The sequence below is a fragment of the Candidatus Pelagibacter sp. Uisw_137 genome (assembly GCF_047720245.1).
Taxonomy (GTDB): Bacteria; Pseudomonadota; Alphaproteobacteria; order Pelagibacterales; family Pelagibacteraceae; genus Pelagibacter.
Window position 1 is genome coordinate 637,569 of the sequence record NZ_CP159811.1, and the last position, 13,210, is coordinate 650,778.

Sequence of the window (13,210 nt, forward strand, 5' to 3'; positions counted from 1 at the left end):
ACCATTAAAATATTTAAATTATGAAAAAACTAAAAAAAATATCATTTATTCTATCAATTTTATCATTATTATCGATCTTTACACCAGCTAATGCTGAAATAAAAGTAGTTACATCAATCAAACCTATTCATTCATTAGCGAGTTATCTTATGGATGGAGTTGAAAAACCAGATTTAATTGTAGATGGTTTTAACTCACCACATGGGTTCTCTATGAAACCATCCCATGCAAAAATGTTGCAAAATGCAGATCTTATCTTTTGGATAGGTGAAGATTTAGAAAGTTTTTTAGAAAAACCATTAAATTCGATTGCAAAAAAAGCTGAAAAAATTGAATTAATTGAAATTAAAGGTTTGAATGTATTAAAGTTTAGAGAAAGAAATATTTTTGATGAGCATGATCATGACGATCACGCTAAAAAAGAAGATGATCATGACGACCATGACGATCACGCTAAAAAAGAAGATGATCATGATGAGCATGAAGGACATGGACATGGTGAATATGATCCCCACATTTGGTTAGACCCTATTAATGCAAAAGTTATTTTAAAAGAAATGACTGAGCATTTAATCGAAAATGATTCAAAAAATGCATCTACTTACAAAAGTAACTTAGATAAAGCACTTAATGATATAGATAAACTAACTATGGATGTGATGACTGAATTAAATGAAAGTACATCATCTATTGTTTTCCATGATGCATATCAATATTTTGAAAAAAGATTTAATGTAAAAATATTGGGTGCTTTTACAGTTAATACTGACGTAATGCCTGGTGCAGAACAATTATCAGAAATTAGAGAAATAATTGAACATGATAAAGTAAAATGTATTTTCTCAGAACCTCAATTTAATCCTGATATCATTAAGGTAGTTGCTAAAGATATGAATATTAAAACTGGTGTTGTAGATCCACTTGGAGCTACTTTAAACCCAGGAAAAGATTTATATTTTGATCTAATTAGAAATATGTCTGCTTCATTTAAAGGTTGTTAATTTAAGGGATTTTATAAATTAAGATTTTAGTTTCCTCTATAATTGTAATAAATTAGTAATAAAACTTACATATAGAGGACACTATGTTTATTAAAAAATACCTTAAATGGATCAGTACTGCCTTAGTATTAACTGGAATATTATTAACTAATTTAAATATCTACCCTATTAACATCTACTTCCATGGTCTTGGAGTTATTGGTTGGACGATAGCTGGTTTTATATCAAAAGATAAAGCTATATTAACAAACTTTGGATTACAAATACCACTGTTCTTAATAGGGATTTATAAGGTGATATTTTAGTATCTATAAAGCCCTAATAAGTTGTATTTAAAATATTATACAACTAGACAAAATTATTAATTAATATAATTAACGATGAATCATCATACCTCAAATAATATTAATAAATTCTCTATATAGACTTCAACTTTGAATAATATAATGATCGATGAATCAACTCATCACAAAAAATATTAATAAATTTACCTATAGATAAAATTTCTTTTCTCTATTAAATCGACCACAAGAATAAGAATCGTTCGAAATGGAAAACAATAAAGATAAATTAAAAATAGGAAAAATAAGATGGAAATGACAACAGTATATACGATCGTCGGTTTTGCTTTAGCGGGATATAGCGTTATAGCAAATGATTCAATTCAAACGCTTGGAACATTTATAGCGTCAAAACAAAAATGGTTTAAATGGTATACGCTTGCAAGCGCTGCTTCATTTGTGATGATACTTGCAATCACATGGGGTTGGTACAGTAATGCTGGTGATATATCTTATGGAAGATTAACTAGAATTCCTTTCCAAGAAATACAGTGGTATCATGCTGTGGCTCCTGGAATACTTTTGGTATTAACAAGAATAGGCATACCTGTTTCAACTACCTTTTTAGTGCTGTCAGCATTTGCATCAACTGTAGTGCTTGAAAAAATGCTTATGAAGAGTGTTGTAGGATATGGCTTAGCAGCTGTTGCAGCTTACATTTGTTGGATAGTAGTATCTAAATTTATTAATGAGAAATTTGATGAAGTTGAAGATAAATGGATAGGCTTTTGGAGAAACTCTGTATGGGTAACTTCTGCTTGGTTATGGTGGGTTTGGTTATCTCACGACGTAGCTAATATAGCCGTATATCTTCCAAGACAAATAGATGTAAATTTATTATTAATTGTTCTTGCATACTTTACAGCTCTTCTTTTTTATATCTTCTACATAAACGGAGGAACAATTCAAAAAGTTGTTTTAGATAAAACTGGAACTAGATACGCAAGATCAGCAACAATAATTAATGTGATTTATGCTGCTGTTCTTTACTACTTTAAAGAACTTAATGATTTACCAATGTCAACAACATGGGTATTTGTTGGTTTGTTGTGTGGTAGAGAGCTTGCAATATCTACAATGAATAAAGACTATAAGTTCAAGTATGTCTTTCCTTTAATTGGTAAAGACTTTCTTAAAATGACTATAGGATTGACGGTGTCAGTTGCAATTGTACTTGCAATTCACTACATCATTATTCCAAATAGTTGGTTTTAAATATTAATTATATGGTCGTATTAATATTATTTAATACGGCCATATTTGTTTTTAAAAAAAGTTTAAAAAGATCTCTACTTAATTAAATAAGTTTAAAATAGCTGAACACTTGTAGAATTTTATCTAATTCTGCGGTATAGTTATTTTTCAAGTCTCCGCAATCATTTCAGCTATCTGCTGACCATCAAAAAATAAATTTAACAATTTAAAGTGTCAAAATTATGTTTTTGAAAATGATAAAAATACTCTGTTTTATGGGCATACATGACTACAAAACGTTAAATATTGAGTTTGGTTTTGGACCAACAGATAGAGTTACAACACTTGAGTGCAAAAGATGTGGTTACACTACAATTAAAGGAGGTAAATAAAAAATACTTGTCATGAAAAGTATTGAAAGAAATATAGATATAAGAAGATATCTTAATTGGTCAAGAATAGTTAAGGGCAAACCCATACATATAAGGTTGTATGAATTAATTTATTACGAATTACTTATAATGTGGTTTGAGATGAATAAACCTCCTTTAAGAAGATTAATTTATGAAACTATTAACTCTCAAGACTTTGAAGAAAATTTTATCAGAGGAAAAATTTTTCAAAAATATATAGATGAGGTTTTAGAAACACCATGTGAAGACGGTTCTGGATATTATAACCCTGACTCAAGAGAAATTCTAACAGAAGTTAATATTAAAGAATTATATGATATTAAATTTTTGATAAAAGACGAATTGGATAATGTAAAAATGATTGATAGATACAACGGCATATTCACATTTTGTAAAATTTATGAAAAATGGTGTTTAGAAAAAAAAGCTAAACAGGTTGAGGATATAACAAAAAAAGAAAGATTTGACGTAACATCAGATCTGCCATTAAAAATTTCTGAAAAACCTTAAAATCTATTTTACTCTGCCATATACGTCTTGATATCTAACAATATCACTCTCTTTTAAAATTGAGCCAACTTGAGCTTCAATAATTTTAACAGGTTTGTTACCAGGATTTTCAATTCTATGAATTGCTTCTAATGGAATGAATATATGATCGTTTTGTTTTTTAAAAAAACTATCTTTATTAAGTGTAATTTTTGGTTTTCCTTGAGTTACAAACCAATGTTCTGATCTATGATGATGTTTTTGTAAACTTAATATACCTTTGGGTTTTACAAATAATTCTTTAATTAAAAAACCTTTGCCTTCAAACAAATTAACATATCTACCCCAAGGCCGGTAATAAACATTTTTTTTCTTATAATATTTATTCTTATTTTTGTCATACATTTTTAAGATCTCTTTCCAGCTACCAAGATCTGACCAAGGTATATCTAATTTAATAGCGTTGATTTGTTTAGTTTTTTCTAAAATTGCATAATCAAAAGATTTAGCTGTGGCTTTTTCAAATGAAGCTTTATTCAAGTAATATGTATTATCTTTAAGTTTAGCTTTTGAAACAGCATTAAAACAATTTTTATATATTGTAGGTTGGTATTTTTTAAAGTTATTGATTATTGAATCTTTTCTTAAAAAAAACATACCTGAATTCCAATAACCTTTTTGTTTGATAACCTGTTTAGCTTTAGCTTCTTTTGGTTTTTCAATAAATTTTGTTACTTTATTAATATTTCCTTTAACTTTTTTTGTTAAAAAATAACCATATTCGCTTGAGGGAGATGTTGGTTTAATACCAAAGATAAATATATTTTGATCTGTTAAGTTGGTTTTATTCATATTAATAGCTTTATTAAAAATACTAGCTTTTTCTATTAAGTGGTCTGCTGCAAAAAACATTAAGGGTTGTTCGTTTGGAATGTCTTTAATTAATGCTGAAGCTAGGATTGCTGGTGCTGTATTTCTTTTTGACGGTTCTAAAACAATTTTATATTTATTTATCTTATGTTTCTTAAGATGTTTTTTTACTTCTTTTAAATATTTAAGATTTGTACTTATAATCGGTGCATCAAAAGTTGAAGATTTAATTCTATCAAGAGTTTTTCCTAATAAAGTCCAATTACCAAAATCAATAAATTGTTTTGCTTGATGATTTTTAGAATTAGGCCAAAGTCTAGTCCCTGCTCCGCCACATAATATAATGGGTCTAATTTTCATTAAATATCAGCGTAAACTTTTACTTCTTTTCTTTTACCAGGATGTGTTGGTGCTCCTAAATATGCAGGACCTACTGTTTGAGCGTATTTCCAAATTGTACCAGATCCAAAGCTTGATTTTTTTACTTTCCAATGTTTACGTCTTGAAGCTAATTGTGATTTAGTTAATCTAACGTTAATAGTCCCTTTTTTGGCATCTATATCAATTACATCGCCATTACGTAAAAGAGCTAAAGGGCCTCCTAAGGCCGCCTCAGGGCCAACATGACCCACACAAAAACCTCTTGTTGCACCAGAGAACCTACCATCTGTAATTAGAGCAACCTTCTCGCCCATACCTTGACCATAAATAGCACCTGTAGTTGATAGCATTTCTCTCATGCCTGGTCCCCCAACTGGTCCTTCATAACGAATAATAATAACATCGCCCTCTTTATATTTTTTCTTTTGTACACAAGCCATTGCAGCTTCCTCATTATCAAAACATCTAGCTTTACCAGTAAACTGTAATTTCTTTAAACCAGCAATTTTAACAATTCCACCATCGGGAGCTAAATTGCCTTTAAGACCAACAACACCACCATCTGGTGATAAAGGATTGTCATATGCTCTTAAAACTTTTTGCTTAGGATTAAATTTAATATTTTTTAAATTTTGTTTCATTGTTTTTCCAGTAACCGTCATGCAATCACCATGAATAAAACCACCATCAAAAAGAGTTTTTAATAACATAGGAACTCCACCAGCTAACCACATATCTTTAGCAACATATTTTCCACCTGGTTTTAAATCAGCAAGGTATGGAGTTTTTTTAAAAATTTTTGCTACATCCATTAAATCAAACTTAATTCCAATTTCATTAGCTATAGCAGGTAAGTGTAACGCAGCATTTGTCGATCCACCTGTAGCAGCAACAATTGTTGCAGCATTTTCTAAAGATTTTTTTGTAACAATATCTCTAGGACGAATATTTTTTTCTAATAAATTCATTACAGTCTTTCCACTCAATAATGCATATTTATCACGTTCTTCGTATGGAGCAGGTGTTCCAGCTGAATAAGGTAAAGCTAATCCAATAGCTTCAGAAACGCAGGCCATCGTATTTGCTGTAAATTGTCCTCCACACGCACCAGCACTTGGACATGCAACAAGCTCTAATTTTCTTAATTCTTTTGCAGACATTTTTCCAGCAGAGTGTTTTCCAACTGCTTCAAAAACATCAACAACAGTTACATCTTTACCTTTGTATTGACCTGGAAGTATTGAGCCACCATAAATAAACACACTTGGAACATTTAATCTAACCATTGCCATCATCAAAGCTGGTAAAGATTTATCACAACCAGCAATACCAACTAGTGCATCATAACAATGACCACGCACAGTAAGTTCAGTTGAGTCGGCAATTACTTCACGAGAAATTAAAGATGACTTCATTCCTTCGTGACCCATCGCAATACCATCAGTTACAGTTATTGTACAAAATTCTCTAGGAGTTCCACCTGAAGCTCTAACACCTTTTTTTACAGATTGAGCTTGTCTCATTAAAGCAATATTACAAGGAGCAGCTTCATTCCAAGTTGAAACAACACCAACAAATGGTTTTGCTACATCTTTTTCTGTTTCACCCATCGCATAATAAAAAGATCTATGTGGAGCTCTATCAGCACCTAATGAAGTATGTCTGCTTGGTAATTTTTTTTTGTTAAATTTTGCCATTATATACCCTTTATAGTTATTGATATTCTCTCAACATCATTTTTTAAATTATTATAATTATTTTTTTCCTGGTCAACAATATCTTTTGGTGCTCTATCAACAAAGTCTTTATTTTCTAATCTATGTGATATCTTGTCCATTTCCTCTTGGTATTTATTTTGTCTTGTAGTTAAGTTTTTTTTAATTAATTCTAAATCAACATCTTCGTCAAAATATACTTTAAATAGATCACCAGAAACTACTAAAGTAGCAGCTGGTTTATCTAAATCTTTATTATGTAAGTTTTTGATACGACCAATTTTTTTTAGAATAACTTCATTTTCAGTAAAAAAAGATTGTTCTTTTTTACTAACACTCTCTACTGAAATATCTATAAATGAGCCAGGGCTTACACTTAATTCATTTTTAAATGATCTTAATTCAGAAACTATACTAATAATTTTTTCAACTTGATTGGTGGATATATCTTTTTTAGGTTCCCCTGAAGGCCAATTAGCCAACATTAAAAAATCTTTACCTGACTTATCAAATTTATTATTTAACCAAATTTCTTCAGTAACGAATGGGATAAATGGATGTAATAATATTAATATTTGCTTAAATACATAAGCCGATACCTGTTTTACTTCATCTTTTGCTTTTTCATCTTCTGAAAATAGTATTGTTTTTGATAGTTCTAAATACCAATCACAATAAGAGTGCCAAGTAAATTGATAAGCATTTTTTGCAGCTTCATCAAATCTGTAATCTTTTAAGTTTTTTTCAATTTTATTCTTGGTTTCTATTAGTTCTGAATAAATCCATTTGTTAATATTAATTGTTAAACTTGATTTTTCCTCAATTTTAGAAAAATCACAATTATTAGTAATTAAAAAATTGTTTGCATTCCATAATTTATTTAAAAAATTTCTATACCCCTTAACTCTATCTTCAGAAAGTTTTACATCAGTTCCAGGTGATGCCATTGAAAGTAAAGTAAATCTTAAAGCATCTGCACTATATTTTTCAATTAAGTCTAAAGGGTTAATTACGTTGCCCTTAGATTTAGACATTTTTTGTCCCTTCTCATCTTTAACAAGTGCGTGAACATAAATATCTTTAAAAGGTTCTTTGTCTAGAAACTCCATTCCAAACATAATCATACGTGCTACCCAAAAAAATATAATATCAAATCCTGTAACGAGTACTGATGTTGGGTAAAATTTATCAACATATTCTTTATTGTCAGGCCACCCTAATGTAGCAAAAGGCCATAGACCTGATGAAAACCAAGTATCCAATACATCTGGATCACGAATTAAATCTACTTCTTTATTGTAGAATTTTTTGGCTTCAGCTTTTGCTTCATCTTCATTTATCGCAACAAAAATCTTTTTATCTGGACCATACCAAGCTGGTATTTGATGTCCCCACCAAAGCTGTCTTGAGATACACCATGGTTCAATATTGTTCATCCACTGAAAATAAGTCTTTGACCAATTAGAAGGAAAAAAATTGGTTTTTTTTGAGTTAACTATATCTTTAGCTTTAATTGATAATTTTTTTGCATCTACAAACCATTGTTCTGTTAAAAAAGGCTCAATTATTGAATTAGATCTATCACCATAAGGAACTTTATTCTTTATATTTTCCTCCTTAACAAAAAACTCTTTTTCTTTAAGTTCTTTTAAAATTCTTTTTCTAGCTTCAAATCTATCAAGTCCAATATATTCTTTAGGAGCATTATCATTCACTTTACCGCCTTCAGTAAAGATATTTATGATCTCTAATTTATTTCTTTGGCCAACCTCATAGTCATTAAAATCATGGGCTGGTGTTATTTTTAAAGCACCAGTTCCCATTTCTGGATCAGCATAATCATCTGTAATAATTTTTATTTTTCTCCCGACTATTGGAACTGTTACTAATTTACCAACTAAATGTTTAAATCGATCATCTTTTGGATTTACAGCTATAGCTGTATCACCCAACATAGTTTCAGGTCTAGTTGTTGCTATAGTTATAAAATCACTAGAACCTTCTATAGGATATTGAATATAATAAATCTTAGAATTAACCTCTCTTTGATCCACTTCTAAATCTGATATTGCAGTTTTTAAAACTGTGTCCCAATTTACTAGTTTTTTATCTTTGTAAATTAAACCTTTTTTATGAAGTTCTACAAAAACTTTTAAAACTGATTTTGAAAGGTTTTCATCCATTGTAAAAGCATTCCTCGACCAATCACAAGAACAACCTAGTTTTTTAAGCTGATTTAAAATAATATCACCATGCTCTTCCTTCCATTCCCAAACCTTTTCTATAAATTTTTCTCTTCCAATTTCATTTTTATCGATACCTTCAGCAGTTAATTTTTTCTCAACTAAAGCCTGTGTAGCAATGCCTGCGTGATCTGTTCCAGGTTGCCATAAGGTTTCATAATTATTCATACGGTGATATCTAACCAAAAGATCTTGAATTGAATTATTTAAAGCGTGCCCCATATGAAGGCTACCAGTTACATTGGGTGGAGGTATAACCACTGAAAATTGTTTCTTATTTTTCGTAGGTTTAAATAAATTGTTTTTTTCCCAATAAGAATAAATCTTATCTTCAACGTCTGTATGTATGTATTTGTCGTTACTCATAGATGGTTATAAGTTTATAATTTAATAATATGAATTAACAATAATCATTTTGAAGGCTTATTTGGTAGACTAATTTTATAAATTTAATATATAAAAGGCTCTCTATTTGTTTTAAATTGAGATGAGAGGGCAACGTGGCGGAATGGTTACGCAGAGGATTGCAAATCCTTGTATCCCAGTTCGATTCTGGGCGTTGCCTCCAAAAAAAATCTTGTGTTACTCTTAAAAAAAAGTAAGTTGTGATTTTGATATTCCTCGGTAGCTCAGTTGGTAGAGCAGTTGACTGTTAATCAATTGGTCGCAGGTTCGAGTCCTGCCCGAGGAGCCAAAAAATAACTTCTCCGTTTTACTAAATTTTATTAAAAGAAAATTTTGAATAATCAAATTAATTATCTGAAAATATGTAAACAATATTTGGGTCTTAAACTAAAATTTGTATTAGCCTACTTTTGAAATTCCAATATTTGAAGTTTGTAAAGATTTACTAAACTTTAGTTTTTGATCATTATTAAGCTCAGAATATAATTTAACTAAAAAATTATAATTTACATTCATATGACCTTCTTGAGATCTTTCCAGGTTTAATAAATATTCTGAAAAATCTTCGAAAAAATAATTTACTGGAACTTTTAAATAATTTGCTAACTGAAGAAGTCTTATTGAGCTAACCCCATTAGTTCCTTTCTCATATTTTTGAATTTGCTGAAATGTAACATTAATAGCTTTTGCTACTTTTGTTTGTGTAAGACCTAAAGCTAATCTTCTTAGCTTTAATTTGTTGCCTAGATGTTTGTTAAAATTATCTTCCATTAAGACCCCTCTTAAAGTTTGTTTAAAAAAACCTATTGAACTAATTTTTAAGTGTTATCGCAATAGAAAAGTTTTTTATTTTTAAAGAATAAGTACAAAAATGCAAATTGTGTCAAGTAATTATAAGCACCAAAGAGAACATAAATGTTGAAACGTATGGCTAAAAATGCTTATAAAATTTGGCTCAAGAAAAGCTTAGTACGATCGTTTTTAGGATTAGCAAAAAAGTCCTTGGTTGTAGCTTTTTCAACAATCATTCCTTCATCCATAAAAATCATTTGGTCTGCTACTTCTTTAGCAAAACCCATCTCATGAGTTACAACTATCATTGTCATGCCTTGTTTTGCTAAATTAACCATAACATCCAGTACTTCTTTAATCATTTCAGGATCTAATGCTGATGTAGGTTCGTCAAATAACATAATTTTAGGCTCCATACAAAGTGCCCTTGCAATAGCAACTCTTTGTTGTTGTCCACCTGACAATTGGCCTGGGAATTTTTGAGCTTGATCTAAAATTTGTACTCTCTCAAGATGTTCTAATGCTAATTTTTCTGCCTCTTTTTTAGGCATTTTTTTAACCCAAATTGGAGCTAACGTACAATTATCTAAAATAGATAAATGTGGGAATAAATTAAATTGTTGAAAAACCATTCCAACTTCAGCTCTAACTTGTTCTATATTTTTTGTATCTTCTGAAATTTCAGTGCCATCAACAATGATTGTTCCTTTTTGATGCTCTTCCAATCTATTAATGCATCTAATTAAAGTAGATTTACCTGATCCAGAAGGACCACAAACAACAATTTTTTCTTTAGGCTTAACTTCAAGATTTATTTCTTTCAATACTTGAAAGTCCCCAAACCACTTGTTTACATTTTGAATTTGAATAATTGAATCTGACATAATTTATCTATCTGTTTTATATTTTAATTCTAATTTCTGGCTATATTTACTCATACTATAACAAATAATCCAGAATATTATTCCAGCAAATACATATCCTTCCATTGAAAATCCTAGCCATTTTGGATTTGTTTTTGCTAAATTTAACATACCAACTACTTCTAAAAGGCCTACTACAAAAATTAATGGTGTATCTTTTACAAGTGCTAAGAATGTATTTGCAATTCCTGGAATTACTAATTTTAATGCCTGAGGAAGAATAACAAAGATATGAAGTTTCCAGTAACCCATACCAAGTGATTTAGCAGCATCGTATTGCCCTCTAGGCAGTGCTTGTAGCCCTCCCCTTATAACTTCAGCTGTATAAGCTGCTTCAAATAAAGTGATTGCAACAACTACTCTAATTAATTTATCAACATACGTTCCATCAGGTAGAAACATTGGAAACATTACTGCTGACATAAATAGAACTGTAATTAAAGGAACTCCTCTCCAAAATTCTATGAACGAAAGAGATGAGTATTTAACAATAGGTAAATCAGATCTTCTACCAAGAGCTAACATCATACCTATTGGAAAACAAAAAATTAAAGAAAAAAATGCAACAATGAAAGTTAAAGATAAACCACCCCAAGCACCTGTTTCAACCCATTCAAGTCCAAAAGAACCTCCTGAAATTAAATAATATATTAGGATAAAAGAAATAATTGGCAATATAAGTGTGTAGTAAAGAGAAAGATAATTTCTAAATTTAGCAGGTGTAAAAAATCCAGCTGCCATAAAGCCTAATACAGCAATGAAAGTTACGTTAATTCTCCATTGTTCTGCATTAGGATACATTCCATACATAAATCTGTTAAACCAAACTTTAATATAAACCCAACAAGCGCCACCACCAGTACATGCTTCTTTGGTATCACCAGAAATATTAGCATCAAAAATGAACCAATTTAATAATGGAGGAAGTGCGAATATTATGAGAAAAATAATACACAAGCTTAAAGCAGCATTGAAATTACTTGGATTAATATTTTTATTAAGGTTATCTAAAATTTTAATACCTGAAAATTCAATTCTAATTAAATGAAGTCCGATTACTCCAAAGATTAATGGAGTAAAGAAGTTAATAAACCTTGGTAAGAAAGAAGTAATATTTGTGCCTAAGAAATTATTTAAACAAAAATCAAAAATACCCAAGAAAAAAAATAATGTCCCTATAGTCAAAGAAATATTTCTTTTTTTTAAATCTTTAGATTTTAACAAATCAAAATTATTTGAACTCATTATTTTTCCTTTATCGCTATTTTTTGATTGTACCAGTTCATTAATAATGAAATAGCAATACTAATAGTTAAATATGTAGCCATCGTAATACCAACAATTTCAATTGCTTTTCCTGTTTGCATCATTGCAGTTCCAGCAAAAACTAAAACTAAATCTGGGTATGCAATAGCTGCAGCTAAAGAAGAGTTTTTAGTTAAATTTAAGTATTGATTAGTAGTTGGCGGTATAATTATTCTTAAAGCTTGAGGCATAATTACTAATTTCAAAACTTGACTTGGTGTTAAGCCGATTGATGCGGCAGCCTCTTTTTGCCCTTTACCAATACCCTGAATACCTGCTCTTACATTTTCTGCAATAAATGTCGCCGTATAGAGTGTTAAAGCTAAAGTTAATGCAATTAGTTCTGGTGGTATGCCCATACCTCCATCAAATGTGTAAGAAGATTGAGACATTTTTCTTAGCTCTGGAAAACTAAAGGATAAATCAACACCGCCTACTAAAAATGTTAAAAGTGGCAGACCTATAAAAATAGCTAATGAGATAATTAATACCGGTAACTGTTTACCTTCTTGTTCTTGTTTTTTTTTTGCAAATTTTACAAAAAAGAAAACTAACATCATTGCAATGATTAAGGTTGTAAAAAAAACATCAAAATTTGTCCAAATTGGAGCTGGTGTAAAAAAACCTTTTATAGTCATAAAAGATGATCCTAATATCATCGTAGCATCCTGAGGCATTGGTAGTGCTCTAAGTGCAGCAAAATACCAAAAGAAAATCTGTAATAACAATGGAACATTTCTAAAAAATTCTATGTAAAAAGAAGCAGTTTTTCTAATCAAATAATTTGGTGATAGTCTTGCAACACCCACGATAAGACCTAACAATGTAGCTAGAATAATTCCAATAAAAGCAACTAACAGAGTATTTAATAATCCAACAAGATATGCTCTAGCATACGAGTCTGAGCCATCATAATCAATTAAAGAAAACTGTATATCAAATGAAGCTTCTTGAGTTAAAAAACCAAAACCAAATTCAATACCTCTTGTATCCATGTTTTCTTGAGCATTCATGGTAAAGAAACCAAATATTAAAATTATAAATAGTAGTGTTAATAACTGAGGTAAGAATTTTTTTAATTTCATTTGGTAAATACTATAAAAAAAGGGCTAGATAAATCTAGCCCTTTTTATTTTTT

12 protein-coding genes and 2 tRNA genes are annotated in these 13,210 nt (G+C 29.8%); 7 read left to right on the top strand and 7 right to left on the bottom strand.

The genetic code is table 11. The features are described 5' to 3' along the window. Nucleotides 1-20: 20 nt before the first annotated feature. The 5 genes from ABXT61_RS03500 to ABXT61_RS03520 all read left to right on the top strand — a co-directional run bounded on the left by ABXT61_RS03500 (nt 21) and on the right by ABXT61_RS03520 (nt 3,459). Nucleotides 21-1,001 carry a zinc ABC transporter substrate-binding protein gene (locus ABXT61_RS03500; RefSeq protein WP_415315877.1) on the top strand — a complete coding sequence of 327 codons (981 nt, stop codon included), beginning with the start codon at nt 21-23 and terminating at the stop codon, nt 999-1,001. Nucleotides 1,002-1,084: 83 nt separating this feature from the next. Continuing rightward, on the top strand, nt 1,085-1,306 hold the full coding sequence (locus ABXT61_RS03505; protein ID WP_271482642.1) for a DUF6552 family protein: 222 nt from the start codon (nt 1,085-1,087) through the stop codon (nt 1,304-1,306). A 291-nt stretch (nt 1,307-1,597) separates the two neighbouring features. Beyond that, nucleotides 1,598-2,557 carry a hypothetical protein gene (locus ABXT61_RS03510; protein WP_415315878.1) on the top strand — a complete coding sequence of 320 codons (960 nt, stop codon included), beginning with the start codon at nt 1,598-1,600 and terminating at the stop codon, nt 2,555-2,557. Between the two features lie 233 nt (nt 2,558-2,790). Continuing rightward, nucleotides 2,791-2,928, top strand: a complete 138-nt coding sequence (locus tag ABXT61_RS03515; protein ID WP_271525571.1) for a hypothetical protein — start codon at nt 2,791-2,793, stop codon at nt 2,926-2,928. A 12-nt stretch (nt 2,929-2,940) separates the two neighbouring features. Then, the gene (locus tag ABXT61_RS03520; protein ID WP_415315879.1) at nt 2,941-3,459 is read left to right on the top strand and encodes a hypothetical protein; all 519 of its coding nucleotides are present in this window, start codon (nt 2,941-2,943) and stop codon (nt 3,457-3,459) included. A gap of 3 nt (nt 3,460-3,462) precedes the next feature. On the opposite strand, the gene ABXT61_RS03525 is transcribed toward ABXT61_RS03520, so the two are convergent. The 3 genes from ABXT61_RS03525 to ABXT61_RS03535 are packed head-to-tail and all read right to left on the bottom strand — an operon-like array spanning nt 3,463 to nt 9,013. Beyond that, the gene (locus tag ABXT61_RS03525; RefSeq protein WP_415315880.1) at nt 3,463-4,668 is read right to left on the bottom strand and encodes a sugar phosphate nucleotidyltransferase; all 1,206 of its coding nucleotides are present in this window, start codon (nt 4,666-4,668) and stop codon (nt 3,463-3,465) included. Then, entirely contained in the window at nt 4,668-6,386 is a 1,719-nt protein-coding gene (gene ilvD, locus ABXT61_RS03530) for a dihydroxy-acid dehydratase (RefSeq protein ID WP_415315881.1), read from the bottom strand. Before ilvD ends, ABXT61_RS03525 begins: the two co-directional genes overlap by 1 nt. Then, on the bottom strand, nt 6,386-9,013 hold the full coding sequence (locus ABXT61_RS03535) for a valine--tRNA ligase (protein ID WP_415315882.1): 2,628 nt from the start codon (nt 9,011-9,013) through the stop codon (nt 6,386-6,388). Before ABXT61_RS03535 ends, ilvD begins: the two co-directional genes overlap by 1 nt. Nucleotides 9,014-9,141: 128 nt before the next feature. Here ABXT61_RS03535 and ABXT61_RS03540 point away from each other — a divergent pair. Then, a tRNA-Cys gene (locus ABXT61_RS03540) sits at nt 9,142-9,215 on the top strand. A gap of 50 nt (nt 9,216-9,265) precedes the next feature. After that, nucleotides 9,266-9,341 (top strand) — tRNA-Asn (locus ABXT61_RS03545). 110 nt (nt 9,342-9,451) lie between these two features. On the opposite strand, the gene ABXT61_RS03550 is transcribed toward ABXT61_RS03545, so the two are convergent. From ABXT61_RS03550 to ABXT61_RS03565, 4 genes are all read right to left on the bottom strand, one after another. After that, nucleotides 9,452-9,823, bottom strand: coding sequence for a helix-turn-helix domain-containing protein (locus ABXT61_RS03550; protein ID WP_415315883.1), 372 nt, complete (start codon nt 9,821-9,823; stop codon nt 9,452-9,454). A gap of 170 nt (nt 9,824-9,993) precedes the next feature. Then, nucleotides 9,994-10,728 carry an amino acid ABC transporter ATP-binding protein gene (locus ABXT61_RS03555; protein ID WP_415315884.1) on the bottom strand — a complete coding sequence of 245 codons (735 nt, stop codon included), beginning with the start codon at nt 10,726-10,728 and terminating at the stop codon, nt 9,994-9,996. Nucleotides 10,729-10,731: 3 nt separating this feature from the next. Next, nucleotides 10,732-12,012 (bottom strand): amino acid ABC transporter permease, encoded by a 1,281-nt coding sequence (locus tag ABXT61_RS03560; protein WP_415315885.1) that lies wholly within the window; start codon nt 12,010-12,012, stop codon nt 10,732-10,734. Beyond that, the gene (locus tag ABXT61_RS03565; RefSeq protein WP_415315886.1) at nt 12,012-13,157 is read right to left on the bottom strand and encodes an amino acid ABC transporter permease; all 1,146 of its coding nucleotides are present in this window, start codon (nt 13,155-13,157) and stop codon (nt 12,012-12,014) included. The genes ABXT61_RS03560 and ABXT61_RS03565 overlap by 1 nt, the downstream gene beginning before the upstream one ends. Nucleotides 13,158-13,210: the final 53 nt, after the last annotated feature.

Coding starts and splice junctions, on each gene's coding strand:
- ABXT61_RS03560 (WP_415315885.1), bottom strand. CDS start 12,012: ATGAGTTCAAATAATTTTGATTTGTTAAAATCTAAAGATTTAAAAAAA.
- ABXT61_RS03525 (WP_415315880.1), bottom strand. CDS start 4,668: ATGAAAATTAGACCCATTATATTATGTGGCGGAGCAGGGACTAGACTT.
- ABXT61_RS03500 (WP_415315877.1), top strand. CDS start 21: ATGAAAAAACTAAAAAAAATATCATTTATTCTATCAATTTTATCATTA.
- ilvD (WP_415315881.1), bottom strand. CDS start 6,386: ATGGCAAAATTTAACAAAAAAAAATTACCAAGCAGACATACTTCATTA.
- ABXT61_RS03555 (WP_415315884.1), bottom strand. CDS start 10,728: ATGTCAGATTCAATTATTCAAATTCAAAATGTAAACAAGTGGTTTGGG.
- ABXT61_RS03505 (WP_271482642.1), top strand. CDS start 1,085: ATGTTTATTAAAAAATACCTTAAATGGATCAGTACTGCCTTAGTATTA.
- ABXT61_RS03535 (WP_415315882.1), bottom strand. CDS start 9,013: ATGAGTAACGACAAATACATACATACAGACGTTGAAGATAAGATTTAT.
- ABXT61_RS03550 (WP_415315883.1), bottom strand. CDS start 9,823: ATGGAAGATAATTTTAACAAACATCTAGGCAACAAATTAAAGCTAAGA.
- ABXT61_RS03510 (WP_415315878.1), top strand. CDS start 1,598: ATGACAACAGTATATACGATCGTCGGTTTTGCTTTAGCGGGATATAGC.
- ABXT61_RS03565 (WP_415315886.1), bottom strand. CDS start 13,157: ATGAAATTAAAAAAATTCTTACCTCAGTTATTAACACTACTATTTATA.
- ABXT61_RS03515 (WP_271525571.1), top strand. CDS start 2,791: ATGATAAAAATACTCTGTTTTATGGGCATACATGACTACAAAACGTTA.
- ABXT61_RS03520 (WP_415315879.1), top strand. CDS start 2,941: ATGAAAAGTATTGAAAGAAATATAGATATAAGAAGATATCTTAATTGG.